24 protein-coding genes and 2 tRNA genes are annotated in these 24,043 nt (G+C 67.3%); 7 read left to right on the plus strand and 19 right to left on the minus strand.

The annotated features are described in order from the left end of the window. The 9 genes from ACK5F2_RS16485 to ACK5F2_RS16525 all read right to left on the minus strand — a co-directional run. Positions 1 to 198: dephospho-CoA kinase (locus ACK5F2_RS16485; RefSeq protein ID WP_409866567.1), on the minus strand; the 198-nt coding region annotated here is incomplete at its 3' end. A gap of 3 nt (positions 199 to 201) precedes the next feature. Continuing rightward, on the minus strand, positions 202 to 1,128 hold the full coding sequence (locus ACK5F2_RS16490; protein WP_409866611.1) for a prepilin peptidase: 927 nt from the start codon (positions 1,126 to 1,128) through the stop codon (positions 202 to 204). Positions 1,129 to 1,155: 27 nt separating this feature from the next. Further along, positions 1,156 to 2,376, minus strand: coding sequence for a type II secretion system F family protein (locus tag ACK5F2_RS16495; protein ID WP_409866569.1), 1,221 nt, complete (start codon positions 2,374 to 2,376; stop codon positions 1,156 to 1,158). Positions 2,377 to 2,405: 29 nt separating this feature from the next. Further along, on the minus strand, positions 2,406 to 4,133 hold the full coding sequence (gene pilB / locus ACK5F2_RS16500) for a type IV-A pilus assembly ATPase PilB (protein ID WP_409866571.1): 1,728 nt from the start codon (positions 4,131 to 4,133) through the stop codon (positions 2,406 to 2,408). Between the two features lie 156 nt (positions 4,134 to 4,289). Then, entirely contained in the window at positions 4,290 to 5,807 is a 1,518-nt protein-coding gene (locus tag ACK5F2_RS16505; protein ID WP_409866572.1) for a PepSY domain-containing protein, read from the minus strand. A 2-nt stretch (positions 5,808 to 5,809) separates the two neighbouring features. Then, complete coding sequence (locus tag ACK5F2_RS16510; protein WP_409866574.1) at positions 5,810 to 8,023, minus strand: TonB-dependent receptor; 2,214 nt, start codon at positions 8,021 to 8,023, stop codon at positions 5,810 to 5,812. A gap of 126 nt (positions 8,024 to 8,149) precedes the next feature. Next, positions 8,150 to 8,554, minus strand: a complete 405-nt coding sequence (locus ACK5F2_RS16515; RefSeq protein ID WP_409866576.1) for a DUF2946 domain-containing protein — start codon at positions 8,552 to 8,554, stop codon at positions 8,150 to 8,152. A gap of 166 nt (positions 8,555 to 8,720) precedes the next feature. Further along, positions 8,721 to 8,797, minus strand: a tRNA-Pro gene (locus ACK5F2_RS16520). A gap of 59 nt (positions 8,798 to 8,856) precedes the next feature. After that, positions 8,857 to 9,786, minus strand: a complete 930-nt coding sequence (locus ACK5F2_RS16525; protein WP_409866614.1) for a polyprenyl synthetase family protein — start codon at positions 9,784 to 9,786, stop codon at positions 8,857 to 8,859. A 253-nt stretch (positions 9,787 to 10,039) separates the two neighbouring features. Here ACK5F2_RS16525 and rplU point away from each other — a divergent pair, with 253 nt between their 5' ends. The 4 genes from rplU to proB all read left to right on the plus strand — a co-directional run bounded on the left by rplU (position 10,040) and on the right by proB (position 13,087). After that, the gene (rplU, locus tag ACK5F2_RS16530; RefSeq protein WP_133603987.1) at positions 10,040 to 10,351 is read left to right on the plus strand and encodes a 50S ribosomal protein L21; all 312 of its coding nucleotides are present in this window, start codon (positions 10,040 to 10,042) and stop codon (positions 10,349 to 10,351) included. Between the two features lie 34 nt (positions 10,352 to 10,385). Further along, the gene (gene rpmA, locus ACK5F2_RS16535; RefSeq protein WP_133603988.1) at positions 10,386 to 10,643 is read left to right on the plus strand and encodes a 50S ribosomal protein L27; all 258 of its coding nucleotides are present in this window, start codon (positions 10,386 to 10,388) and stop codon (positions 10,641 to 10,643) included. A 120-nt stretch (positions 10,644 to 10,763) separates the two neighbouring features. After that, positions 10,764 to 11,954 carry an Obg family GTPase CgtA gene (cgtA, locus tag ACK5F2_RS16540; RefSeq protein WP_409866578.1) on the plus strand — a complete coding sequence of 397 codons (1,191 nt, stop codon included), beginning with the start codon at positions 10,764 to 10,766 and terminating at the stop codon, positions 11,952 to 11,954. After that, entirely contained in the window at positions 11,951 to 13,087 is a 1,137-nt protein-coding gene (gene proB, locus ACK5F2_RS16545; RefSeq protein WP_409866580.1) for a glutamate 5-kinase, read from the plus strand. Before cgtA ends, proB begins: the two co-directional genes overlap by 4 nt. Before the next feature lie 83 nt (positions 13,088 to 13,170). Here the strand turns inward: proB and ACK5F2_RS16550 are convergent, their stop codons facing one another. Next, positions 13,171 to 13,779: an RNA pyrophosphohydrolase gene (locus ACK5F2_RS16550; RefSeq protein WP_409866616.1), complete on the minus strand. Its 609-nt coding sequence runs from the start codon at positions 13,777 to 13,779 to the stop codon at positions 13,171 to 13,173. A gap of 135 nt (positions 13,780 to 13,914) precedes the next feature. Between ACK5F2_RS16550 and ACK5F2_RS16555 the strand changes: the two genes are divergently transcribed. Together ACK5F2_RS16555 and ACK5F2_RS16560 are read left to right on the plus strand one after the other, a co-directional pair. Then, positions 13,915 to 15,660, plus strand: a complete 1,746-nt coding sequence (locus ACK5F2_RS16555) for a proline--tRNA ligase (RefSeq protein WP_409866582.1) — start codon at positions 13,915 to 13,917, stop codon at positions 15,658 to 15,660. Further along, a complete protein-coding gene (locus tag ACK5F2_RS16560; protein WP_409866585.1) occupies positions 15,660 to 16,271 on the plus strand; it encodes a lytic transglycosylase domain-containing protein in 612 nt (203 codons plus the stop codon). The genes ACK5F2_RS16555 and ACK5F2_RS16560 overlap by 1 nt, the downstream gene beginning before the upstream one ends. On the opposite strand, the gene ACK5F2_RS16565 is transcribed toward ACK5F2_RS16560, so the two are convergent. From ACK5F2_RS16565 to hemA, 6 genes are all read right to left on the minus strand, one after another. Further along, positions 16,268 to 16,846, minus strand: coding sequence for a UbiX family flavin prenyltransferase (locus ACK5F2_RS16565; protein ID WP_409866588.1), 579 nt, complete (start codon positions 16,844 to 16,846; stop codon positions 16,268 to 16,270). The two genes, ACK5F2_RS16560 and ACK5F2_RS16565, sit on opposite strands and share 4 nt — an antisense overlap. A gap of 7 nt (positions 16,847 to 16,853) precedes the next feature. Continuing rightward, a complete protein-coding gene (gene grxD / locus ACK5F2_RS16570; RefSeq protein WP_226882045.1) occupies positions 16,854 to 17,171 on the minus strand; it encodes a Grx4 family monothiol glutaredoxin in 318 nt (105 codons plus the stop codon). Between the two features lie 101 nt (positions 17,172 to 17,272). After that, a complete protein-coding gene (locus tag ACK5F2_RS16575; RefSeq protein WP_409866592.1) occupies positions 17,273 to 17,920 on the minus strand; it encodes a hypothetical protein in 648 nt (215 codons plus the stop codon). A gap of 119 nt (positions 17,921 to 18,039) precedes the next feature. After that, complete coding sequence (gene prmC, locus ACK5F2_RS16580; protein WP_409866595.1) at positions 18,040 to 18,870, minus strand: peptide chain release factor N(5)-glutamine methyltransferase; 831 nt, start codon at positions 18,868 to 18,870, stop codon at positions 18,040 to 18,042. Continuing rightward, entirely contained in the window at positions 18,867 to 19,949 is a 1,083-nt protein-coding gene (gene prfA, locus ACK5F2_RS16585; RefSeq protein ID WP_409866597.1) for a peptide chain release factor 1, read from the minus strand. The genes prmC and prfA overlap by 4 nt, the downstream gene beginning before the upstream one ends. A gap of 117 nt (positions 19,950 to 20,066) precedes the next feature. Then, positions 20,067 to 21,359 carry a glutamyl-tRNA reductase gene (gene hemA / locus ACK5F2_RS16590; RefSeq protein ID WP_409866600.1) on the minus strand — a complete coding sequence of 431 codons (1,293 nt, stop codon included), beginning with the start codon at positions 21,357 to 21,359 and terminating at the stop codon, positions 20,067 to 20,069. Between the two features lie 137 nt (positions 21,360 to 21,496). On the opposite strand from hemA, the gene ACK5F2_RS16595 reads away from it, so the two are divergent. Continuing rightward, entirely contained in the window at positions 21,497 to 21,787 is a 291-nt protein-coding gene (locus tag ACK5F2_RS16595) for a hypothetical protein (RefSeq protein WP_409866602.1), read from the plus strand. A 4-nt stretch (positions 21,788 to 21,791) separates the two neighbouring features. Here ACK5F2_RS16595 and miaB read toward each other — a convergent pair whose 3' ends face one another. The 3 genes from miaB to ACK5F2_RS16610 all read right to left on the minus strand — a co-directional run bounded on the left by miaB (position 21,792) and on the right by ACK5F2_RS16610 (position 23,705). Beyond that, positions 21,792 to 23,135 (minus strand): tRNA (N6-isopentenyl adenosine(37)-C2)-methylthiotransferase MiaB, encoded by a 1,344-nt coding sequence (gene miaB, locus ACK5F2_RS16600; RefSeq protein WP_409866605.1) that lies wholly within the window; start codon positions 23,133 to 23,135, stop codon positions 21,792 to 21,794. A 19-nt stretch (positions 23,136 to 23,154) separates the two neighbouring features. Continuing rightward, positions 23,155 to 23,547, minus strand: a complete 393-nt coding sequence (locus ACK5F2_RS16605) for a hypothetical protein (RefSeq protein WP_409866608.1) — start codon at positions 23,545 to 23,547, stop codon at positions 23,155 to 23,157. Between the two features lie 81 nt (positions 23,548 to 23,628). Continuing rightward, positions 23,629 to 23,705 (minus strand) — tRNA-Met (locus tag ACK5F2_RS16610). Between the last annotated feature and the right edge of the window lie 338 nt (positions 23,706 to 24,043).

A 24,043-nucleotide genomic window follows, 5' to 3' on the forward strand; every position in this document is an offset into this window, starting at 1 on the left:
GACCAGGGCCGGGCCGAAGGCTTCGCGCAGCGCGGGCATGGCCGCTCCCCCGGGCGCGGTCAAGGCGCGGGAGATGGCGTCGGTATCGATGATGGCGGCGCCGGCCTCGGCCAGCAGGCCGGCCACCGTGCTCTTGCCGGAGCCGATGCCACCGGTCAGGCCCAGGCGCAGCGCTGTCTTTGGTGCTTCAGTGCTCAAGACTCAGGCCCAGCCCAGCCAGCCCATCACGCGCGGCGCGCCGGCAAACATGACGACCAAGCCACCGCCGGCCAGGAAGGGGCCGAAGGGCACATAGCGGCCTTCGCGCAGGCCGCCGCTGACTTTGAGGCCTATGCCCACCAGGGCCCCGATCAGGGAGGCGCCCAGCACAATGGGCAGCAGCATCTGCCAGCCCAGCCAGGCGCCGAGCGCGGCCAGCAGCTTGAAGTCGCCGTAGCCCATGCCCTCCTTGCCAGTGGTGAGCTTGAAGAGCCAGTACACCGACCACAGCGTCAGATAGCCGGCGATGGCACCGATCAGGGCTTGCTCCAGGGGAAGGGTCCAGCCCAGCAGGGCTGCCAGCAGACCGGCCCAGAGCAGGGGCAGGGTCATGGAGTCGGGCAGCAGGGTGGTGTCCCAGTCGATCAGCGCCAGGGCGAGCAAGGTGGCGACAAAGCCGCACCACAGCAGGGCCAGGGGCTGCGGGCCGACATGCCAGGCCGTGGCGGCAAAAAGCAGGCCCGTGCTGAGTTCGACCAGGGGATAGCGCAGGGAGATGCGCTGCTTGCAGCCGGCGCAGCGCCCGCCCAGGCGCAGCCAACCGAGCAGGGGCAGGTTTTCATGCCAGGCGATGGCGCGGCCGCAGTGCGGGCAGCGCGAGCGCGGCGTGGCAATGCCCAGGGGGGGCAGCTGTTCCAGGTGGGTCTGCAGGCCTTGTGCGCCGGCGGCCAGCTTGTCCGCCTGAGGCGCGGTGAGGCCGGCGCGGCGAAGTTCCTGGGCGTCGGCCAGGTGTTCGCTGGACTCCAACCACCAGCCGCGCTCCAGCATCAGGGGCAGGCGGTGTACCACCACATTCAGGAAGCTGCCTATGCACAGGCCCAGAATGCCCAGGGCCAGCGGCGTGAGCAGCCATTCGTAGTCTTGAATCATGAGCAAGGCGCAGGGGGAGAAGCGGGCTCAGACCACCTGGCCGAGCTTGAAGATGGGCATGTACATGGCGACCACGATGCCGCCGATCAGGCCGCCCAGGATCACGATGATGAAGGGCTCCATCAGGCTGGACAGGGCCTTCACCGCCTCGTCCACCTCGTCCTCGTAGAAGTCGGCGGCCTTGGACAGCATATGGTCCAGGGAGCCCGACTCTTCGCCGATGGAGGCCATCTGCAACACCATGGTCGGGAAGATGCCCGTGCTTTGCATGGAGGTGGTCAGGGACGCGCCGGTGGAGACATCGCGCTGGATCTTCTCGGTGGCCTCCAGAAACACGGCATTGCCCGAGGCACCGCCCACGGAATCCAGGGCTTCCACCAGGGGCACACCGGCGGCAAACATGGTGGACAGGGTGCGGGTCCAGCGGGCCACGGCCGATTTGAACAACAGCTCGCCAAACACCGGGATCTTCAGCAGGATGCGGTCCATGCGCTTCTGCATGGCCTCGGAGCGCTTCCAGCTCTGGATGAAGAAGTAGAGGCCGCCGCCGATGCCGCCGAAGATGGCCCACCAGTAGCTGACGAAGAACTCCGACATGGCGATCACCGCCAGCGTGGGCGCCGGCAGGTCGGCGCCGAAGGAGGTGAACACATCCTTGAAGGCCGGCACCACGAAGATCATGATCACGGCCACCACGACAAAAGCCACGCCCATCACCGCGATCGGGTAGGTCAGGGCGGACTTGATCTTGTTCTTGATGGCGACCGTCTTTTCCTGATAGGTCGCGAGGCGATCCAGCAACTGCTCCAGGATACCGCCGGCTTCGCCCGCCTCCACCAGATTGCAGTAAAGCGCATCGAAGTACATCGGATGCTTGCGGAAAGACGAGGAGAGGCTGGTGCCGGTCTCCACGTCTTGACGGATGTCGTTGAGCAGGCGGGTCAGGCGCGGATTGGTGCTGCCGCGGCCCACGATGTCAAAAGCCTGTAGCAGTGGGACGCCGGCGCGCATCATGGTGGCCAGCTGGCGTGTGAAGACCGCAATGTCCTTCTGCTTGATGGACTTGCCGCCGGCGGTGCGGCGCTTCTTGACCTTGCTGACCAGGATGCCCTGGCGGCGCAGGGTCGCGCTGACCATGGCCTCGCCGCCGGCACGCAGCTCGCCGCGCACGGTCTTGCCATTGCGGTCCTTGCCTTCCCACTCGAAGACAAATTCCTTGACGTTCTTGGCGATCGCGCCTGTTGCCATATCACCTCCAGGGCTGTGGACCCCGTCCCTTATTCATTGGTTGCCGACAGCACTTCTTCCAGCGTGGTCACGCCGGCCCGCACCTTGACCAGGCCGGACTGACGCAGATCGCGCACGCCCTCGCTGCGGGCCTGCTCGGCAATGTCCATGGCGGTGCCTTCGGCCAGGATGATGCGTTGAATGGCCTCGGTGACCGGCATCACCTGGTACAAACCCACGCGGCCCTTGTAGCCGTTGTTGCAGCTGGAGCAGCCGACTGCCCGATAGGGCTTCCAGCTGCCATCCAGATCTTCTTCGGCATATCCGGCGCGAAGCAAAGCCTCGCGCGGGTATTCCGCAGGTGCCTTGCAGTTCTCGCACAGGCGCCGCGCCAGACGCTGGGCCGTGATCAGCAGCACGCTGGACGCGATATTGAAGGGCGCCACGCCCATGTTCAGCAGGCGGGTCAGCGTGGTGGGGGCGTCATTGGTGTGCAGGGTGGACATCACCATATGGCCGGTCTGGGCGGCCTTGATGGCGATATCGGCCGTCTCCAGATCCCGGATTTCGCCCACCATGATGATGTCGGGATCCTGACGCAGAAAGGACTTCAGCGCAGCCGAGAAGCTCAGACCCGCCTTGTCGTTCACGTTGACCTGGTTGATGCCCGGCAGATTGATTTCGGCCGGATCCTCCACCGTGGAGATGTTCACCCCCGGCTGATTCAGGATGTTCAGGCAGGTGTAGAGCGAGACGGTCTTGCCCGAGCCCGTGGGGCCGGTCACCAGGATCATGCCGTAGGGCCGCTGGATGCAGGCCAGCAGGCGCTCCTTCTCGATCTTCTCGTAGCCCAGGGCTTCAATGCCCAGCTTGGCGGAAGACGGGTCCAGGATACGGATCACGATCTTCTCGCCGAAGAGCGTGGGCAGGGTGCTGACCCGGAAGTCGATGGCCTTGCTGCCGAACTTGAGCTTCATGCGCCCGTCCTGCGGCACGCGGCGCTCGGCAATGTCCAGGCGCGAAATGACCTTGATGCGTGAGGACAGCTTGTCCTTGATGGCGATGGGCGGTTGGGTGATCTCGCGCAGCTCGCCGTCTACCCGGAAGCGCACCCGGTAGTGGTACTCATAGGGCTCGAAGTGCAGGTCGGACGCGCGCATATTGATGGCGTCCACCAGCATCTTCTGCAGAAAGCGCACCACGGGCGCGTCTTCCACATCGGAGATATCGGCCGTCTCCTGCTCCGGGGCGGCTGTCTCCTCGGCGATATCGAAGTCGAAGTCGCCACCCGACATCGATTCCAGGGCCTCGGCGGCGCTGGCACCACTGCCCTGCAACAGCTTGATGAGCTTGTCGTACTCGACGACCACCCACTCAGGAGACAGCTGGGTGGCGAACTTGATGCGCTCCACCACCTCCTGGTCGGTGGGGTCGGCGCCGCCGATGAAGAGCCGGTTGCCGCGCCGCCCCAGCGGCAAGACCTGGTACTGCTGGGCCAGTTTGCCGTCGATGATGTTGGTGGGCAGACGCTGGGCGTCCATGGCGTTGAGGTCCAGCAAGGGCAGGGCCAGGGCGCCGGACAGGGTGTGGGCCAGCTCTGCCGGGGGCAGCGCGTTCGCGGCCATCAGGGTTGCGACGAAGCTGGACTTCTTCTCCCGGGCCAGGCGCACCAAATCCTCGGCGGTCTTGGCCGGCAGCTTGCCGGCGTTCACCAGCACCCGCGCCACGCCGGAGAGGCTGGAGTGAGGCGAGTCGACCAGGTTGGTATCCACGTTCATCGGGTTTGTGTGCTGAGCCCGGGCTGCATGCCGCCAACGACAGTCGGCGCAGGATCATGGCCCACGGACCTTGCACTGTAAACCGAGCCGCGCCCCTGGGCCCAGGGCGAACGTGGCGAAGCTCACGAATCGGGACATGGGTTTTGCAACTGATGTTTACAGGCGTCGCCCCGATTGGGCCCGGGCGACAGGCCGGCGCGGGCCGCTCAGACGCCGCCAACCCAGCACCACCCCGCTCAGGCACAGGGCCAGGCCCGCGGCGCTGAAGCCCAGCATCCAGGCGTCCCAGGCCGGACGGGCGGCCAGCAGGATCGGCAGGTCGAAGCTGTGCAGAAAGGCAAAGAGCCAGCGCTCCACCCGCTGATGGCGGTTGCTCAGCTGCAGGATGGCGCCGGTGGCCGGGTCCAGGGTTGCCCAATGCGCCTGCGGGTCGTCAAAGCGCAGGCGCAGCACGGGCAGCGGGCGCTCGCGCTGGCCGGTCATGGTGTGGTGCTCGCGGCCGTAGTAGTAGCGGTCGTACTCGTGCAGCCACTCGCGCGCCTCCAGCGGTGCCTCGGGCAGCAGGCGCTGGGCGGCCTGCACCAGGGCAGCCTCGCTCCAGGGCGGGCGGGTTGTGCCGTCGCCCGCCAGGGCGCGACCGCCCGTGGGACCCTGGGCCAGCAGGAACTGCTGGCCATCCACCCGGCGCCACTCCAGCCAGCGTGGCGCGGCTTCGCCCCGGGCGGCCAGGGCCGCCAGCACCGGTGCCGCCTCCGGGCCGGCCTGGGCCTGCAGCGTGCCACCGGCATAGGCGCGCCGGTCGGGGGCCGGGCCCGGCGCCTCGAAGACCTTCCAGGGGTTCATGGAGAAGAGGCCGCTGAGCACCCAGGTCAGGGCCAGGCTGCCGCCCACCAGGCCCAGCAGATGGTGCCAGCGCATCCAGCCCTCGCGGTAGGGCGAGCGCGAGCCGCTTTTGTAGCGGCCGCTGAAGCGCCAGCGCCAGATGCCCACCACCAGGCCGCTGAGGGCCAGCACGCCGCCCGCCACCGAGAGCCAGATCACGATCTGGGTCCAGGCCGCGTCCAGCGCCCCGCCGCGAAAGATGTAGAGCCAGTGCAGCCAGGCGCCCAGCCAGCCCCAGCGGCGCTCGGTAAGCGTGGCGTCGCGCACCACCTCGCCGGTGACGCTGCTGACATAGAGCCAGCGCTGCGCCTCGTCCGCCACCGCCACGCGGTAGAGCGGGCGGTGCGCGTCCAGGGCGCGGGAGTGGGTCCAGGCGTCCTCCTGCACCCGGCCCAGCGGCTCGGCGGCCACGCCGCCCGCGAAGTGGGAGGCTGCGGTCAGTGCCTGAGCCTCGCTGACCGCGCGGATGCGCTGGCCGCTGCGAGCGTCCACCGCCAGGGCGGCGCGGCGGCCATCGCCGAACAGATAGCGGGGCTCGCCCGCCACGCTGCTCAGCCGCCAGGGGGCCGGAGCCGCCTGCGGGCCGCCCGCGGCCGCCACCGCCTCGGCCAGGGGCACGCAGCATTGCTCAAGCGCCAGCGGCGGCAGGCCGGCGGCCTGCTCCTCGGCCGTGAGCTTGGGGTAGCCCACATAGAGCATCACCATGCCCGAGAGAAACCACAGGGCCATCACCAGACACAGGGCGATGCCCGCCCAGCGGTGCAGCAGATAGAGCCAGCGCTTGAGGCTCATGCTCAAAACTGCCAGTCCAGCGCGCCGCTCACGCTGCGCGGGGCGCCCAGATAGGGCAGGCTGCTGCTGAGGCTGGCCACGTAGCGGGTGTCGGCCACATTGTCGATGCGGGCGCGCGCCGTCAGCTGCGGCGTGATGCGCAGCGTGGCGCTCAGGCCCAGCAGCTGATAGGCCTCGTCCCACAAGGTGTTGGCGGTGTTGGCGTAGCGCTTGCCCACATGACGCCAGTCGGCGCCCAGGCGCAGGGACTCATTGGCCTGCCAGTCGGCCGAGAGACCGGCCACCACGCGCGGCACATTGGCCGGCGTGTTGCCGGCGCGCGAGATGCTCGTGGCCGAGGCGCCGCTGCCCACGGTCTCCACAAAGTTCTCGTAGCGGGCCCGGGTGTAGCTCCAGTGGCCGCCCAGCTGCCAGGCCGCTGAGGGGCGCCAGCGCGCGGCCAGCTCCAGGCCGCGGCTGCTTTGTTCGCCCACCGGGATCACCTTGGTGGAATCGCTGGGGTCGGTGATGGAGAGGTTCTTGCGGCGGATCTCGTAGGCCGCCAGCGTGGCGCTGCCGCGGCCCTCGTCAAAGCTCAGCTTGCTGCCCAGTTCGACTTGGCGGCCCTTGGTCAGATCGAAGTTGCGCAGGGCGCTGAAGCCGGCCGTGGCCAGCACGCCCGAGGGCGGATCGGCCGCGGTGCTGGCCTGGGCGTAGACCTGCCAGTCCTTGGACAGGTCCTTCACCAGGCCCAGGCGGCCGGTGACGGGTGTGAAGCGGGTCTGGAACAGGGGCGGGTTGCTGGCGCTGGCCGCGCGGTGGTTGCGCACATCCAGGGCGATGCGGTCCGCCCGCAGCGCGCTCACCACTGACCAGCCCGCGCCCAGCTCGCTGCGGTTCTCGGCGAAGAGGGCGAAGCTGCGCAGCAGGTTCGTGGCACCCGGCGTGTAGGTGCGGCTCATGCCGGGCACGTCCAGAAAGCTGCCCGCCACCGGGGCATAGGGATCGACCAGGCCGAAGCTGCCCGTGAAGGGGCCGCCGATGGACAGCGGGAAGCGGGTCTGCCGGTTGAAGCTCCAGTCCCAGCCGAAGGCGAAGTCCGAGCGCAGGCCGGCCAGTTGCGTGGCATGGCTGAGTTCGCCGCGGCTGCCCCAGACCTGCTGGTCATGGCGCTGCAGCAAGGCGCTGGAGCGCTCCACTTGGCGGTTGCCGTTCTTGAAGGTGTAGGCCTCCACGTTCTCGTAGTCGCGCAGGGCGTCGTAGTGGTAGAGCGTGTGGTTCAGCCGGGTGGTGGGCGCGATCTGCCACTCCAGCAGGGAGCGGGCCCAGCTCACGTCCTGCTCGTAGCGGCCGTCCTGCACGTTGTAGTTCACGCCATAGGTGGCGGGATCGAAGCGCAGGGCGCCGCTCACCGAGCCATCGGCCGCGCGCAGCATGGGCGTGCCCCAGTAGGGCTGGCTCACCTTCTCGTGCTGGCGCTCCAGGGCCAGGGTGTGGGTGAGGCCGCTGCTCAGCGGGGCGCGCCAGGAGGCGGCTGCCTGCCAGGCGCTGCGGTCGCGGCCCTGGGTCCATAGCGCACCCTCGCTGCGGTTGAGCTCCACGCGCAAGACCTGACCCGTGTCGCCCAGGCTGCGCTGCAGGCTGGTGGCCAGCTGGGCGCGGTCGCCCAGGGCCACGCGGGCGCGGCTGATGTCACCGCTGCCATCGGCGATCTTGGTGATCACATTGAGCGTGCCGCCCACGGCGCCTGAGCCGTTCAGAAAGCTCGAGGGGCCGCCGATGGCTTCGACGCGCTCGACGATCCAGCTGTCCACCGGACGGGCAGCGATGGCGTCGTACTGCACGCTGATGCCGTTGTAGAGCTGGGCCAGGGAGCCCGAACCGAAGCCGCGGTAGAACACGCTGCCGGCCGAGCCGGGCGGATCGGCGAAGACCACGCCGGGCACGTTCTTCAGGATCTCCTGGGTGTTGCTGGCGCCACGCGCCTCGATGGTGGCGCTGTCCACCACGGTGACGCTGGCCGGTGTCTCACGCAGGCTCAGGCCCAGGCGCGAGCTGCTGCCTGCCGGGCGATCCAGCGTGGCGGCGCTGCCGCTGATGGTGACGCGCTCGAGTTGTTGCTGGTGCGCGGTCTGGGCGCTGGCAGCATGAGCGCCCAGCAGGGCCAGGCTCAAGCCGGACAGGGCAAAGGGTGTGGCACGGCGAAAAAAGGTGACGGGAAAGTGGGAGATGAACACGTTGGGTCCTGAGCGGATGCAGGGGCGCGCGACCCTGCGCCGTCAGGCGCCCAGGGCTTCGCTCGTCCGATGACTGGGAGAGGGGAGAAAGGTGGCGGCCGAAACGGGGTGGAGGCCGCGCGAGGCTCAGGACTGCAGGGGCGGAGCGCGGGCCTGGGCGGGCGCCCAGGCGAAGAGCGGCCGCGGCGCGCTCAGGAAGAGCAGGGGCAGGGCGTGGGCCAGCCGGCTGTCCGGCAGCCAGTGCAGCAGCGTAGCCGGCGGCAGGGCGGTGCCGCTCTGATGCAAGGGGCAGACCGGGCAGCGTTCCATGGACGAGGTGCCATCGGGTGAGCTGCCGCCCTCATCGGTGCTATTGCTGCTGCTCAGGTCCAGGCGCACGAACTTGGCGCCGCTGAGCGTGCAGATCTCGGTCCAGACGCCGGCGTCGCGCGGCAGCAGCAGGTGCGAGAGTGCCGGCACGAGCGCGGCCAGAAGCATCGTGCAGGACACGAGCCAGACCAGACGCTTGCGAAGACCTCGCCAGGATTGCATGGGCCGCGATTCTAAGCATTACTGCCGTGCCAGGACTTGTCCAGACGCAAGGCGCGGGTCAGGTCGGCCGAGAAGCACGCGAGCAAGGCCCAGATGCACGGCTCAGACCCATTCTGGGCGGATGCTGCGAAGCAAGGGAGGGGAGGGGATAAGAAGAAAGAAAAACTGGTCGGGGTGAGAGGATTCGAACCTCCGGCCTCTACGTCCCGAACGTAGCGCTCTACCAGGCTAAGCTACACCCCGATTCGCAATGTCGTGATCCGCAGCGGTGTCGGATCACATCACGATTCAATCGCCTTGCGCTAAAAGGAGCGCTCCACCGACTGAGCACAAAATTCTAGCAGGGTTTCGCGCCAGATGGAAGGGGGTAGCGATTGAAGGCATGCGCGAGCACTCTCGGCCTCGGCGCGTGCGGCCTCTCGCGTCGCATCCAGAGCGCCGGTGCGGCCCACGATGTTGATGATTTCGGTCAGCCCCTGCACCTCGCCATTCTGGATCGCGTGACGTATGAGTGCGCGGTCCTCGGGGCTGCCTCGTTCCATGGCGACTAGCAGTGGCAGCGTCGGCTTGCCTTCGCGTAGATCGTCGCCGACGTTCTTGCCCAGGGCTTGTGTGTCCCCGCTGTAGTCCAGTGCGTCGTCGATCAGTTGAAAGGCGGTGCCCAGGGCGCGACCGAAGCCGGCGCAGGCCTCTTCGATCTCGGGCGTGCTGTCGGCCAAGATCGCACCGAGGCGTGCGCTGGCTTCGAAGAGCTTGGCCGTCTTGTAGCGGATCACGCGCAGGTACTGCTCCACCGCGATGTCCGGGTCGTGCATGTTCATCAACTGCAGGACCTCGCCTTCCGCAATCACATTGGTAGCGTCGGCTAGCACGTCAAGCACACGCATGCGCTGGACTGACACCATCATCTGGAAAGCGCGCGAGTACAGGAAGTCGCCGACCAGGACAGCGGCGGCATTGCCGAAGAGAGCGTTGGCCGTGGGTTTGCCGCGGCGAAGTGATGATTCGTCCACCACATCGTCATGCAGCAGGGTGGCGGTGTGGATGAACTCCACCACGGCGGCCATCTCAAAGCGGTCGCTCTTGTTGTGGCCCAGGGCATTGGCAAAGAGAAGAACGAGCTTGGGGCGGATGCGCTTGCCACCGGCCTGCACGATGTAGCCGCCGATCCGGTTGATCAGGGGTACATCCGAATCCAGGCGCCGCGCGATGACGGCATCGACCTCGCGCATCTCGGCGTCCAGCAGGGCTTGGGCCTCGACAATGGGGGATGCGGTTGCGGTCAGCACACTCAACTCTCTAGAGCCCAGGGAGGGCGAAACAGCAATTATAGGGAGGCGGTCCGCAGCATTGTCGGCCTTGGGTGGTCCGCGCTTGGTGTTTTCCCGCGGCACTGCTATACTTTCGGGCTCTGCGCGTTTTCAGATGCGCTGGAGGCCTCAGTCCGGGATGGGCCGGCGAGGTTGGTTTATTGAAAGGGCTGATATGTACGCGGTCATAAAAACCGGCGGCAAGCAATACAAAGTTGCTGCTGGCGAAAAGATCAAGGTAGAACAGATTGCTGCGGATGTTGGCCAAGAGATCGTGATCGACCAAGTTCTCGCCGTGGGTAACGGCGCTGAGCTGAAGGTTGGCACTCCCTTGGTTGCTGGCGCAAGCGTTAAGGCCACGGTTGTGGCTCATGGCAAGCACGACAAGGTGCGCATCTTCAAGCTGCGTCGTCGCAAGCACTACAAGAAGAGCCAAGGCCATCGCCAGATCTACACCGAGCTGGAAATCAGCGCGGTCAACGGCTAATCCGGCTTTCGCCAACAGTTCAAGGAGTTAATCCATGGCACAGAAAAAGGGCGGCGGTTCCACACGGAACGGCCGCGACTCGAAGCCCAAGATGCTGGGCGTGAAGGTGTTTGGTGGTCAGGCCATTTCGGCTGGTTCCATCATCGTGCGTCAGCGCGGCACCAAGTTCCATGCTGGCACCAATGTCGGCATGGGCAAGGACCACACCCTGTTCGCGCTGGTGGACGGCACCGTGTCCTTCACCACCAAGGGTGAACTGAACCGCTCGACGGTTGTTGTCACCCCGGTCTGATCGACCGTGAAATCGCTGGCGGTTCAGCAGCAGCCGCCCGCCAGCTGATCGAAGCCCCGGCTCGCCGGGGCTTTTGTGTTTCCAGGCTGCCTTAACATCGGGCCGTCAAGGCGCACACACATGAAGTTCGTAGACGAAGCCACCATCGACATCGCAGCCGGCAACGGCGGCGCGGGTTGCGCGAGTTTCCGCCGGGAGAAGTTCATTCCCTTCGGTGGTCCGGACGGCGGCGACGGCGGCCGCGGCGGCAGCATCTATGCGGTGGCCGACCGCAATCTCAACACCCTGATCGACTACCGCTACGCGCGCCGTCACGAGGCCCGCAATGGCGAGGCTGGTCGGGGCTCGGACCAGTTTGGCGCAGCGGCCGAGGACATCACGCTGCGCATGCCGGTGGGCACCATCGTGCGTGATCTGGAGACCGAGGAAATCATCGCCGAGTTGCTGGAGCCCGATGTGCCGGTGCTGCTGGCCAAGGGCGGTGACGGCGGCTTCGGCAATCTGCACTTCAAGAGCAGTACCAACCGCGCGCCGCGTCAGAAGACGCCGGGCTGGCCGGGTGAGGTCAAGAAGGTCAAGCTGGAGCTGCGCGTGCTGGCTGATGTGGGGCTCCTGGGCCAGCCCAATGCGGGCAAATCCACGCTGATCGCGGCCGTGTCCAACGCCCGGCCGAAGATTGCCGACTACCCCTTCACCACGCTCTACCCGAATCTGGGCGTGGTGCGCGTGGCGCCGGAGAAGAGCTTCGTCATTGCCGACATCCCCGGCCTCATCGAAGGCGCCGCCGAAGGTGCCGGCCTGGGCCACCAGTTCCTGCGTCATCTGCAGCGCACCCGCTTGCTGCTGCACGTGGTGGACCTGGCCCCGTTCAATCCCGATGTGGATCCGGTGGCCGAGGCCAAGGCCATCGTCAAGGAACTGAAGAAGTACGACGAAGAGCTGCACGCCAAGCCGCGCTGGCTGGTGCTCAACAAGCTGGACATGGTGCAGGCCGAGGAGCGTGCCGAGCGCGTCAAGGACTTCGTCAAGCGCTACAAGTGGAAGGGCCCGGTCTTCGAGATCTCGGCCCTGACGCGAGAGGGCTGCGAGCCCCTGATCCGTGCCATCTATGAGCATGTGGCGTCTTTGCAGGTGCCGCCCGTGGAAGACCCGGATGTGCGCTTCGACGAGCCGGTGATCGATCCGCCCAAGGCCGTGCAGGAGACCCGCGCCTCGCGCGCGGCCAAGGTCAAGGCGAGCAAGGCTGCTAAGGAAGCCAAGAGCAAGGACAAGCCGGCCGAGCGCGATCCGCGATTCGATCCCGCATCATGAGCGCGGAGTTGCTGGACCAGGGCGTCCTGAAGGACGCGCGGCGTATCGTGGTCAAGGTGGGCTCCAGCCTGGTCACCAACGAAGGCCGTGGCGTGGATGCCGAGGCTATCGGCAACTGGTGTCGGCAGCTGGCGGCCTTGGCTGCGCAGGGGCGTGAGCTGGTGATGGTGTCCAGCGGCGCGATTGCCGAGGGCATGAAGCGCCTGGGCTGGGCTACCCGGCCCAAGGAAGTGCATGAGCTGCAGGCGGCCGCGGCCGTGGGGCAGATGGGTCTGGCCCAGATGTACGAAAGCAAGCTGCGCGAGCATGGCATGGGCAGCGCCCAGGTGCTGCTCACCCATGCGGATCTGGCCGATCGCGAACGTTATCTCAACGCCCGCTCCACCCTGCTGACCCTGCTGCAGCACCGTGTGCTGCCCGTGATCAACGAGAACGACACGGTGGTCAACGACGAGATCAAGTTCGGCGACAACGACACCCTGGGCGCCTTGGTGGCGAACCTGGTGGAAGCCGATGCCCTGGTCATCCTCACCGACCAGAAGGGTCTGTACTCGGCCGATCCGCGCAAGGACCCGAACGCCCGTTTCATCGACGTGGCCGTGGCTGGTACGCCCGAGCTGGAGCAAATGGCGGGTGGCGCTGGCTCGTCTCTTGGGCGCGGCGGCATGATCACCAAGATTCTGGCGGCCAAGCGCGCCGCGGGCAGCGGCGCCAGCACCGTGATCGCCTGGGGCCGCGAGCCCGATGTGCTGCTGCGTCTGGCGTCGGGCGAGTCCATAGGCACGGCTCTGGTGGCCAGCACCCAGAAGCAGGCGGCGCGCAAGCAGTGGATGGTGGACCATCTGCAGCTGCGCGGCGCGGTGATCGTGGATGCTGGCGCAGCCAGCAAGCTGCGCGAAGACGGCAAGAGCCTGCTGCCCATCGGCGTGACCGAGGTGCAGGGGGAGTTCCATCGCGGTGATGTGATCGCGGTGCGCGACGACAGCGGGCGCGAGCTCGCGCGCGGTCTCACCAACTACGGCAGCGCCGAGGCGCGCCTGATCGCGCGCAAGGCTTCCAACCAGTTCGAGCTGGTGCTGGGCTATGCCGCCGAGCCCGAGCTGATCCACCGGGACAACTTGGTGCTCGTGTAACGAGCACCAAGTTGCGGCGCAGGCTCATATCGCGTCAGCGATGTGAGCCGAAGCCACAATCGCGGCGGCGCCAGGCGGGCCCTTCACCCCGGCTTGTGCTCACCCGCCTCCGGCCCCGCCCCCTGCGGTGCCTCGGCGCATTCAGCGCCACCCTGCGGCGCGCGCGGCTCCCGATGCTGAGGCCGCATGCCGCCCCGCAGATAGCGGTTGTGGTGATTGATGCGCGGCAGAAAGCGGGCCAGCTCGGTCAGTGCCATCTGGTAGACGCCGCGCTTGAATTCGATCACGGCCTCCAGCGGCACCCAGTACTCGTTCCAGCGCCAGGCGTCGAACTCCGGGTGGTCGGTGGCGCGCAGGTTCATATCGCAGTCGCGCGCGGTCAGCTGCAAGAGAAACCAGATCTGCTTCTGGCCCTTGTAGTGACCACGGGCATCGCGGCGTATGAAGTGCTCGGGCACCTCGTAGCGCAACCAGTCCCGCGTGCGCGCAATGATGCGCACCTGATCCGCGTGCAGCCCCACTTCTTCGTGAAGCTCACGAAACATCGCCTGCTCAGGCGTTTCGCCATGCTTGATGCCCCCTTGCGGGAACTGCCAGGAATGGGTCCGGATGCGTTTGCCCCAGAAGACCTCGTTCCTGTGGTTGAGCAGGATGATGCCGACGTTGGGCCGGAAGCCTTCACGGTCGAGCATAATCAACCCCAAATCTATAGTTAGATCGATTATTGCATCGGGGCCACACCCGGGCATTCCCCTCGCTAACCCTCACATTGCGCCTTTGTGCTTGACCTTGGGTCACAGTGCTGAGCGCCCTCTCTTGTCCGCGCCATGAAAGCCAGCCAGTTCTTCATTTCCACGCTCAAGGAAGCCCCCGCCGACGCCGAAGTGGTCAGCCACAAGCTGATGATGCGCGCGGGCATGATCAAGCGCCTGGGCGCCGGCATCTACAACTACATGCCCATGGGCCTGCGTGTGATCCGCAAGGTCGAGACCATCATTCGCGAGGAGATGAACCGTGCCGGCGCCGTGGAGCTGCTGATGCCCGTGGTCCAGCCCGCCGAGCTGTGGCAGGAGACCGGCCGCTTCGACAAGATGGGCCCCGAGCTGCTGCGCGTGAAGGACCGCCACGACCGCGACTTCATCATCCAGCCCACCTCCGAGGAAGTGGTCACCGATATCGCGCGCCAGGAGCTGCGCAGCTACAAGCAGCTGCCCAAGAACTTCTATCACATTCAGACCAAGTTCCGCGACGAGCGCCGTCCGCGCTTTGGCGTGATGCGCGGCCGCGAGTTCACGATGAAGGACGCCTACTCCTTCGACCGGGATGTGGAGAGCGCCGGCCGCAGCTACGAGAATATGTACGCGGCCTACTGCAAGATCTTCGACCGCCTGGGGCTGGAGTACCGTGCCGTGGCGGCCGATACCGGCGCCATTGGCGGCGACCGCTCGCATGAGTTCCAGGTGATCGCCGATACCGGCGAGGACGCCATCGTCTACTGCCCCACCAGCGACTTCGCCGCCAATATCGAGCTGGCCGAGGCCGTGGCCCTGCTGGCCGCGCGTGCCGTGCCCGCCCAGGCCTTGGCCAAGACGCCCACGCCCGGCAAGAGCACTTGCGAGGATGTTGCCGCGCTGCTGGGCCTGCCCCTGGCCCAGACCGTCAAGTCCCTGGTGCTGGCCACCGATGAGCTCAACGAAGCCGGCGATGTGGCAAAGACCCAGGTCTGGCTGCTCTTGGTGCGCGGCGATCACGAGCTCAATGAGGTCAAGGCCGGCAAGCTGGAAGGCCTGAAGGCGGGCTTCCGCTTTGCCACCGTGGCCGAGATCGAGGAGCACTTCGGCTGCAAGCCCGGCTATCTGGGCCCCATCGGCTTGAAGAAGCCCGTCAAGATCGTGGCCGATCGCACCGTGGCCCAGATGGCCGATTTCGTCTGCGGCGCCAACGAGGCCGACTTCCACTACACCGGTGTCAACTGGGGCCGCGACCTGCCCGAGCCCGATCTGGTGGCCGATATCCGCAATGTGGTGGCGGGTGATCCCTCGCCGGACGGCAAGGGCGTGCTGGCCATCCAGCGCGGCATCGAGGTGGGCCATGTGTTCTACCTGGGCACCAAGTACTCGGCCGCGATGAACGCCGTCTTCCTGGACGAGACCGGCAAGCCCAAGCCCATGGAAATGGGTTGCTACGGCATCGGCGTGACCCGCATCCTGGGCGCGGCCATCGAGCAGAACCATGATGAGCGCGGCATCATCTGGCCGGACTCCATCGCTCCCTTCACCGTGGTGATCTGCCCCATCGGCATGGACCGCAGCGAAGAGGTCAAGGCCGCCGCCACCCAGTTGCACGAGGAACTGCAGGCCCTGGGCGTGGACGTGCTGCTGGACGATCGCGGCGAGCGCCCCGGCGCCATGTTTGCCGACTGGGAGCTGGTGGGCGTGCCCCACCGCGTGGTGCTGTCCGACCGCGGCCTCAAGGAAGGTCAGGTCGAGTACCAGGGCCGTCGCGACGCCGAGGCCAGCAAGCTGGCGCTGGCGGATGTCGTGGCCCATCTGAAGGGCAAGCTCAAGCTTTGATGCGACGACGCGCTCTGCTGGGCGCGGCGGCCGCAAGCCTGGCCTGGCCTCTGGGTGCCCGGGCCGGTGCGCAGCTGGAGGAGCCGCTGGCCGACTCCGTGCGCTCAGCCCTGTCCTTGGCCATCGCCAACAGCGCGCCGCCCAAGCCGCGCTTTGCCTCGGTGGAAGATCGCCTGGCCTATCTGCGCTGGCTGGGCGAGATGAGCGAGCGACTCAAGAAGCGCCTGTCCGAGGCTCAGACCCGCATCGAGTTCCTCGAGACCGTCTGGTACGAGAGCAAGCGTGCCGGCTTGGAGCCGGCCCTGGTGCTGGGACTGATCCAGGTGGAGAGCGGATTCCGCAAGTACGCGATCAGCGTGGCCGGGGCCCGGGGTTATATGCAGGTCATGCCCTTCTGGGCGCGCCTGATCGGCGATGGCAACCCCTCGCACCTCTTCCATATGCAGACGAATCTGCGCTTTGGCTGCGTGATCCTGCGCCACTATCTGGACCGGGAAAAGGGCGATATGTTCATGGCCCTGGGGCGCTACAACGGCAGCCGCGGCCGCGCCGAGTATCCGAACGCGGTGTTCAGCAACCGCAAGCGCTGGCTGATGCCCGGCGAGGCCTAGCCCTTGAGTCCGTTCCAGGACTGCGGCGCGGCACCGGTCACACCGGCCAGCTCCAGCACCCGCTCCACCGACTCGTTCACCAACTCCTCGATGCTCTGAGGGCGGTGGTAGAAGGCCGGCAGGGGCGGGAAGATGATGCCGCCCATTTCGGTCACGGCCGTCATATTGCGCAGATGCGCGAGGTTCAGCGGGGTCTCGCGCACCATCAGTACCAGGCGGCGGCGCTCCTTGAGCGTCACGTCCGCGGCGCGGGTCAGCAGGTTGTCGCCAAAGCCATGGGCCACGGCCGCCAGGGTCTTCATGGAGCAGGGCGCGATCACCATGGCGGCGGTGGCAAAGCTGCCGCTGGCCACGCAGGCTCCCACATCGCCCAGGGCATGGCTGCGGCTGGCCTCGGCCTCCAAGGCGTGGCGGTCCAGCCCCAGCTCATGGTGCACATTCAGCACCCCGGCCGGGGTGACGATGAGATGGGTCTCCAGCCCCAGCGCGCGTCCGCGGCGAAGCAGGCGCAGGCCGTAGGCGGCGCCGCTGGCGCCGGTTATGCCGACGACCAGTCGGCGCGGGGTTTCATTCACCCGAGGCTCACTGGGCGGACAGCACCTGCTGCAACTCGCCGGCCTGGTACATCTCCATCATGATGTCCGAGCCGCCGACGAACTCGCCATTCACATAGAGCTGGGGGATGGTGGGCCAGTTGGCGTATTCCTTGATGCCCTGGCGCACGCCTTCGTCCTCCAGCACATTGAAGGTGGTCAGATCGCTGACGCCACAGGCCTTGAGGATCTGCACCGCGCGGCCGGAGAAGCCGCACATCGGAAACTGGGCCGTGCCCTTCATGAACAGCACGACGCGGTTGTTCTTCACCAGATCATCGATGCGTTGCTGGACGTTGTCGCTCATTGTCTCTACCCCATGTTCGATCACGGCGCCGCCTTGTGCGGCACCCATGGGAGGATTATCGGCCAGGCCCGGGGCTCTGGTCGGCGTGGGGATAGAAGGCCTCAGAAGCTGTAGTTGAAGCCCAGCTGCACCACGGGGCGCAGGCGTATGTCCAGCAGCAGCTCTTCCAGGCTTTGGGCGCCGCCGGGACTGCGGCCCAGTCGCAGCTGGTCGCGGTAACTGAGCTTGATCAAGCCCAGATCGGCGCTGAAACCCCAGCCGCCGCGCAAGGACTGGCCCGTGTAGCCTATGCCCAGATAGGGCCGGGTTGCGTAGTCGGACTCCGAACCCGGCAGGCTGGGGCCGAGCTGGCTGATGCGGCGCTGGCCCAACAGAAGGCTGGCGCGCTGGCCCAGATCAGGGTTGCGCAGCGCCAAGCCGGAGCTGCTTTCGCTCAGGGCTCTGGGTCCGACCATCAGCCCACCGGTGGTTCGCAGTCCGCCCTGGTAGCGATTGCTGGCATCTGTGTTGTTGAAGATGTAGTAGTCGCCCAGCAGATTGGCGCTGAGCAGGCTCCGGCTGCCCCCCGTTTCCTCCAGGCTGCTGAGCTGCACCCGTGCTTGCCACCGCAGGGAATGGCTGTCCAGGGGCGGCAGGCTAAGGCCCTGGGCCGGCGCAGCGCCAGGGCTGACAAGGGCCGCGACAAGCAGCAGCATGAGTCCGGCATGGACGGGGTGGGAGACAGGAACTCGGGCGGCAGCGTGGCGCATGGCGACCTCCTGAAGCGTCTGGAGCTGGCCGGTGCGGCCACTCCTGGGAGCCATACTAATCCGGAGTGGCCACGAGTGCTGCGGAATATGGGCGAGTTCGGCGAGGCTGTTGTGGCTTTTCAGCCCGGCCAGCGGCCGCCGCTGATGCGGGGCTGGCCGCCCAAGTCGTGGCGCAGGGCGATGGCCTCAAAGCCAGCCTCGGCCAGCAGCGCGGCCACCGCCTCGGCCTGGTCATAGCCATGCTCCAGCAACAGCCAGCCGCCGGGCACCAGATGGGCCGGAGCGTCCGCCACCAGGATGCGCAGCGCGGCCAGGCCGTCGCCCTCGGGCGTGAGCGCGCTGCGCGGCTCGTGGCGCAGGGCGGGAAGATGCGGATCGTCTCCGGCGATATAGGGCGGGTTGCTGACGATGAGCTCGAAGCGCCGGCCCGCCAGTGGCTGCCACCAGTCGCCGGCCAGGCACTCCAGGTCCAGACCCAGGCGGCGCGCGTTCTCGGCCGCCATGGCCAGGGCACCCGCGCTCAGGTCCACGGCGCTCACCGCGGCGGCGGGGTGAGCATGCTTGAGGGCCAGGGCGATGGCGCCGCTGCCCGTACCCAGGTCCACCACCCGCGGGGCCGGTCCCAGGCCGGGCAGCAGCTCCAGGGCCCAGTCCACCAGGGTCTCGGTATCGGGGCGGGGCACCAGGGTGTGGGCGTTGACGCGCAGGCGCAGGCCGTGAAATTCCTTCTCGCCGGCCAGATAGGCCAGGGGCACGTCCTGCAGGCGCTGGGCCAGCCAGTCGGCAAAGCGCGCGGCCTGCTCGGGGCTGAGGGCCTGATCGTCATGGCTCAGCAGCCAGGCCCGGTCCACGCCCAGCAGGGTGCCCAGCAGCAGCTGGCCCTCCAGCCGGTCCAGGCCGGCGGCGCGGGCCTGGGCCAGGGCGGCTGCCACGCTCAGCGCGCTGCTCATGCGCGGCCTTCCAGGGCCGCCAGTTGCTCGGCGGCCTGGGCCGCCTGCAGGCCGGCCAGCACATCGCCCAGATCGCCGTTCATGATCTGGTCCAGCTTGTAGAGCGTGAGGTTGATGCGGTGGTCGGTGAGCCGGCCCTGGGGAAAGTTGTAGGTGCGGATGCGGTCGCTGCGGTCGCCGCTGCCCACCAGGCTCTTGCGCTGGGCGGCTTCCTTGGCGGCGCGCTCGTTCTTGTCCTTGTCGCGCAGGCGGGCGGCCAGCACGGCCATGGCCTTGGCCTTGTTGCGGTGCTGGCTGCGGTCGTCCTGGCATTCGGCCACCAGGCCGGTGGGCAGGTGGGTGATGCGGATGGCGGAGTCGGTCTTGTTGACGTGCTGGCCACCGGCGCCGCTGGCGCGGAAGGTGTCGATGCGCAGATCGGCCGGGTTGAGCTGTATCTCCTCCGCTTCGTCCGGCTCGGGCATCACCGCCACCGTGCAGGCGCTGGTGTGGATGCGGCCCTGGCTTTCGGTGGCGGGTACGCGCTGCACGCGGTGGCCGCCGGACTCGAACTTCATGCGGCCATACACACCCTCGCCTTCGATGCGTACCACCAGCTCTTTGTAGCCGCCCAGATCGGACTCGCTGGCCGAGAGCGTCTCGCAGCGCCAGCCCTGGGTCTCGGCAAAGCGCAGGTACATGCGGGCCAGATCGGCGGCAAACAGCGCCGATTCATCCCCGCCGGCGCCGGCGCGGATTTCCAGAAAGGCGTTGCGCGCGTCGTCGGGGTCCTTGGGAATCAGGGCCAGCTGCAGCTGCTCGTGCAGCGCCAGCAGATCGGTCTGGGCGCTGGCGATTTCCTCGCGCGCCATTTCGACCATCTCGGGCTCGTCCAGCAGCTCCTGGGCGGCGGCCAGATCGGCCTCGCGCTGCTGGTAGCGGCGGTAGCGCTCGACCAGGCCGCTGGCTTCGGCCTGCTCGCGGCTGAGAGCGCGGTAGCGCTTCATATCGGCGGCCACGGCGCCGTCGGCGAGGATGGTGTCGAGCTCGGCAAGGCGGAAGGCCAGGCGTTCAAACTGCTGGCGCAGGCTGTCTTTCATGGGGCGGAATCCGGGAGGCGTGGGTCAACGCGGGGCGTCGAGACGGGCAGGGCGCGCGGGCGCTGCCGATGGGGGCCGCCGCCATAGACAAGGCGACCCTGCAGGCGGTCAGCGCCGCTAGGACTCGGCCGGGTTGCGAGCGCTGTTGCGCAGGAACAGGCGCGACACCGTCTGGGCCAGCTGCATGCGCTGCTCGCCCTCGCTGGCATGCAGCTCGGCCAGGGCGCCGTGCAGCATCTTCTGGGTCAGGCCGCGCGCGAGCGCGTCCAGCACCGCATCCACATCCTCGCCGCGGGCCAGCAGCTTGCGGGCGCGGGCGATCTCGTGCTGGCGCCAGTCGTCGGTCTGGGCCTGCAGGGCCTGGATCAGGGGCACGGTGTGGCGCTGGCCCAGCCAGTGCACAAAGCTCTGCACGCCGGCCTCGACGATGGCCTCGGCCTGCTGCACCGCGGCCTGGCGCTTCTGGCCGGCGCTCTGCACGATGCCGGAGAGATCGTCCACGGTGTAGAGGTAGACGTCGTCCAGCTGGGCCACCTCGGGCTCGATATCGCGCGGCACGGCCAGATCCACCATGAACATGGGGCGGTGCCGGCGGTTCTTGAGCGCGCGCTCCACGGCGCCCAGGCCGATCAGGGGCAGGCTGGAGGCGGTGCAGGAGATCACCGCGTCGAACTCATGCAGGCGCTGGGGCAGGTCGGCCAGGCGCAGGGCCTCGGCCGACAGCCGGCCGGCCAGCTTCTCGCCGCGCTCCAGGGTGCGATTGGCAATGGCCATATGGCGTGGCGTCTTGGCGGCGAAATGCGTGGCCACCAACTCGATCATCTCGCCCGCGCCGATGAAGAGCACTTTGATCTGGCTGAGGTCTTCGAAGAGCTGGGCCGCCAGGCGCACCGAGGCCGCCGCCATGCTGATGGAGTGGCTGCCGATCTCGGTGGAGGTGCGCACCTCCTTGGCCACCGAGAAGCTGCGCTGGAAGAGCTGGTGAAGGGTGGTGCCCAGTGTGCCGGCCTGGTCGGCCTCGCGTACGGCCTGCTTGAGCTGACCCAGGATCTGGGGCTCGCCCAGCACCATGGAGTCCAGGCCGCTGGCCACGCGGAAGGCGTGACGGGCGGCTGCGCTGCCCTCCAGCACATGGGCATGGTCCATCAGCGCGCTGCTGCCCACGCCACCCACGCCAGCCAGCCAGTCCACGGCCGGGCGCACCAGCTCGTTGGGGCCGGCCACGTAGAGCTCGGTGCGGTTGCAGGTGGACAGCAGGGCTGCCTCGGGCAGCATGTGCCTGGGGCCATGTTGCAGCTGCTGGCGCAGACCGAGCAGAGTGGGGGCAAGCTGGTCCAGCGAGAACGCGAACCTTCCGCGCAGATCCAGCGGCGCGGAGTGGTGGGTCAGGCTGAGGGCGAAGACGCTCATGTCCGAATTATAAAATTCGGGCCTTCGCGCCGCATTGCGGGGCTTCCTGCAGCCCGCACATGCGATTGATGCGCATCAAGAAATGCGCGCAACTTTCGCGCCGCTCGTGGCAGCCAACTTCCGGATTCACCCTCATCTTGAACGCCCTCGATCTGTTCTGGCATCTGTGCAATTTCCTGGCGCCTGCCTGGATAGTGGCGGCCCTGATGGCGGGGGCGCTCAAGCTGCTGTGGCGTCAGGAACTGCGCAGCCGCAGCTGGCGGCGGCTCTGGCTCTGGGGTGCCGCGGGCGGATCGCTCGCCCTGCTGGCGGCGCTGCTGCTGCTGGGGCGGGATGGCAAGATGGCGGGCTACGGCCTGATGATCCTGGCCATTGCCCTGCCGCAATGGGCCCTGGCCTGGGGCCAGGGCTGGCTGCGCCAGCGCTGAAGGATCAGGCGCCCAGCGCCTGTTCCACCGCCAGCGGCACCTCGGCCCGCAGGGAGTGCGGGAAGGCCTGGGTGATGTCCACCTCGATCAGCTGGTTCATCAGGCGCGGGTGGCCCTTGAAGTTGACGATGCGGTTGCACTCGGTGCGGCCCATCAGCTCGCTGGCGTCCTTGCGGGCATTGCCGGTCACGAGAATGGTCTGGCGGGTGCCCACCATGCTTTCGCTGATCTTCACCGCATGGGCCTCGATGGCGGCTTGCAGTTCCTGCAGGCGGCGCACCTTGACCTCGTAAGGCGTGCTGTCCTCCAGATTGGCTGCCGGCGTGCCGGGGCGCGGGCTGAAGATGAAGCTGAAGGAGGCGTCGAAGCCCACGTCCTCCACCAGCTTCATCAGCTTGGCGTGGTCGTCCTCGGTCTCGCCGGGGAAGCCGACGATGAAGTCGCTGGCCAGGCGGATGTCCGGCCGGATCGCGCGCAGCTTGCGCACGATGCTCTTGAACTCCAGGGCCGTGTAGCCGCGCTTCATGGCCATCAGGATGCGGTCGCTGCCGTGCTGCACGGGCAGGTGCAGGTGGTTCACCAGCTGGGGCACCTTGCCGTAGGCCTCGATCAGGCGCGGGCTGAACTCATTGGGATGGCTGGTGGTGAAGCGCAGGCGGCGGATGCCGGGGATCTCGGCCGCGTACTCCAGCAGCAGGGCCAGGTCGGCGTACTCGCCGGTGTCGCCCATCTTGCCGCGGTAGGCATTGACGTTCTGGCCCAGCAGATTGATCTCCATGACGCCCTGGTCGGCCAGACCGGCAATCTCGGTCAGCACGTCCTCGAAGGGGCGCGACACCTCCTCGCCGCGGGTGTAGGGCACCACGCAGTAGCTGCAGTACTTGGAGCAGCCTTCCATGATGGAGACGAAGGCGCTGGCGCCCTCCACCTTGGCCGGCGGCAGATTGTCGAACTTCTCGATCTCGGGGAAGGAGATGTCCACCTGCGGGCGGCGCAGCTCCTGGCGCGCGGCCAGCATTTGCGGCAGTCGGTGCAGGGTCTGGGGACCGAAGACCACGTCCACATAGGGCGCGCGCTCGATGATGGCAGCGCCCTCCTGGCTGGCCACGCAGCCGCCCACGCCGATCAGCACGCCCTTGTCCTTGAGGTGCTTGACGCGGCCCAGGTCACTGAACACCTTCTCCTGCGCCTTCTCGCGCACCGAGCAGGTGTTGAAGAGGATCAGGTCGGCCTGCTCGGGGTCCTCGGTCTTCTCATAGCCCTGGGCGGCGCCCAGCACATCGGCCATCTTGTCCGAGTCGTACTCGTTCATCTGGCAGCCGAAGGTCTTGATGAATACTTTCTTCATGGCGTACTTCCTTGGGGCCTCAGCGCTTGGTCCAGGTCTGCGTGCCGGGCTCGAAGCTCCAGCGCGCGGCTTCCTCGGCACTGCGGGGCCAGGTCTTGTTGGCCAGCTCGACCGGATTCAGCACCCAAATGTCCTGCAGCAGGCCGGTGCGCTGCTCGACGGTGTAGTGCACCATGAGTTTCTGCCCCATCGCACTGGCAGGTTGGAGCAGCAGATTGGTGTCGCCGCGCAAACGGGCTCCGGGCGCCAGTCGGACCGGCTGCCCATTGAGCGTGGCTTCGGGGAACTGCAGCAACTGCAGCTCACCGCGCAAAGCCTGGGGCGGGAAGGGGCGATGCGTTTGAGCGTGGGCCGGGGCCCAGGCCAAGCAAGCGGCCACAGCAAGGGTGGCAATCGAGGCACAGCGGTACATGGTATTTGTCCAGTGGCTGCGAGAATGGCGGTTGAACAAAGAAAAACGGCCCGAGGGGTGCTCGGGCCGTTCGCTGTATTTTGGTGGCGCTTCAGGGATTCGAACCCCGGACCTGCGGATTATGATTCCGTCGCTCTAACCGGCTGAGCTAAAGCGCCTCAAGCCCGCTATTCTAACGAGCTTTTCGGAGACAATGCAAGCACTCTTTGCGAAGTCTTTAAAAAATTCTTGGAAGCCCCCTCGCGAGACGGCTGCCGGCCCAGGGGCGACCTGCCCGAAATGCCGCAGCGGCGGGGCTTTCAGCCCAGATCCAGTCCTTCTCACAGGCCATTGATGTTCAGTTTCTTCAAGAAGAAGTTCGGCGGAGGCGGCAATGCGGCCCCGGCGCCCCAGCCCGCCGCCGAGCCGGTGAGCGCTCCCACGCCTGTCGTGGCTGCCGAGTCGGCGCCCGCCCCGGTGTCCGCCACGGTGCCCACCCCGGTGCCCACGGTTGCAC

Origin of the sequence: Roseateles sp., assembly GCF_046300915.1 — a bacterium.
GTDB lineage: Bacteria > Pseudomonadota > Gammaproteobacteria > Burkholderiales > Burkholderiaceae_C > Kinneretia.

Coding starts and splice junctions, on each gene's coding strand:
- ACK5F2_RS16490 (WP_409866611.1), bottom strand. CDS start 1,128: ATGATTCAAGACTACGAATGGCTGCTCACGCCGCTGGCCCTGGGCATT.
- ACK5F2_RS16495 (WP_409866569.1), bottom strand. CDS start 2,376: ATGGCAACAGGCGCGATCGCCAAGAACGTCAAGGAATTTGTCTTCGAG.
- pilB (WP_409866571.1), bottom strand. CDS start 4,133: ATGAACGTGGATACCAACCTGGTCGACTCGCCTCACTCCAGCCTCTCC.
- ACK5F2_RS16505 (WP_409866572.1), bottom strand. CDS start 5,807: ATGAGCCTCAAGCGCTGGCTCTATCTGCTGCACCGCTGGGCGGGCATC.
- ACK5F2_RS16515 (WP_409866576.1), bottom strand. CDS start 8,554: ATGCAATCCTGGCGAGGTCTTCGCAAGCGTCTGGTCTGGCTCGTGTCC.
- ACK5F2_RS16525 (WP_409866614.1), bottom strand. CDS start 9,786: ATGCGCGAGGTCGATGCCGTCATCGCGCGGCGCCTGGATTCGGATGTA.
- rplU (WP_133603987.1), top strand. CDS start 10,040: ATGTACGCGGTCATAAAAACCGGCGGCAAGCAATACAAAGTTGCTGCT.
- rpmA (WP_133603988.1), top strand. CDS start 10,386: ATGGCACAGAAAAAGGGCGGCGGTTCCACACGGAACGGCCGCGACTCG.
- cgtA (WP_409866578.1), top strand. CDS start 10,764: ATGAAGTTCGTAGACGAAGCCACCATCGACATCGCAGCCGGCAACGGC.
- proB (WP_409866580.1), top strand. CDS start 11,951: ATGAGCGCGGAGTTGCTGGACCAGGGCGTCCTGAAGGACGCGCGGCGT.
- ACK5F2_RS16550 (WP_409866616.1), bottom strand. CDS start 13,779: ATGCTCGACCGTGAAGGCTTCCGGCCCAACGTCGGCATCATCCTGCTC.
- ACK5F2_RS16555 (WP_409866582.1), top strand. CDS start 13,915: ATGAAAGCCAGCCAGTTCTTCATTTCCACGCTCAAGGAAGCCCCCGCC.
- ACK5F2_RS16560 (WP_409866585.1), top strand. CDS start 15,660: ATGCGACGACGCGCTCTGCTGGGCGCGGCGGCCGCAAGCCTGGCCTGG.
- grxD (WP_226882045.1), bottom strand. CDS start 17,171: ATGAGCGACAACGTCCAGCAACGCATCGATGATCTGGTGAAGAACAAC.
- ACK5F2_RS16575 (WP_409866592.1), bottom strand. CDS start 17,920: ATGCGCCACGCTGCCGCCCGAGTTCCTGTCTCCCACCCCGTCCATGCC.
- prmC (WP_409866595.1), bottom strand. CDS start 18,870: ATGAGCAGCGCGCTGAGCGTGGCAGCCGCCCTGGCCCAGGCCCGCGCC.
- prfA (WP_409866597.1), bottom strand. CDS start 19,949: ATGAAAGACAGCCTGCGCCAGCAGTTTGAACGCCTGGCCTTCCGCCTT.
- hemA (WP_409866600.1), bottom strand. CDS start 21,359: ATGAGCGTCTTCGCCCTCAGCCTGACCCACCACTCCGCGCCGCTGGAT.
- miaB (WP_409866605.1), bottom strand. CDS start 23,135: ATGAAGAAAGTATTCATCAAGACCTTCGGCTGCCAGATGAACGAGTAC.
- ACK5F2_RS16605 (WP_409866608.1), bottom strand. CDS start 23,547: ATGTACCGCTGTGCCTCGATTGCCACCCTTGCTGTGGCCGCTTGCTTG.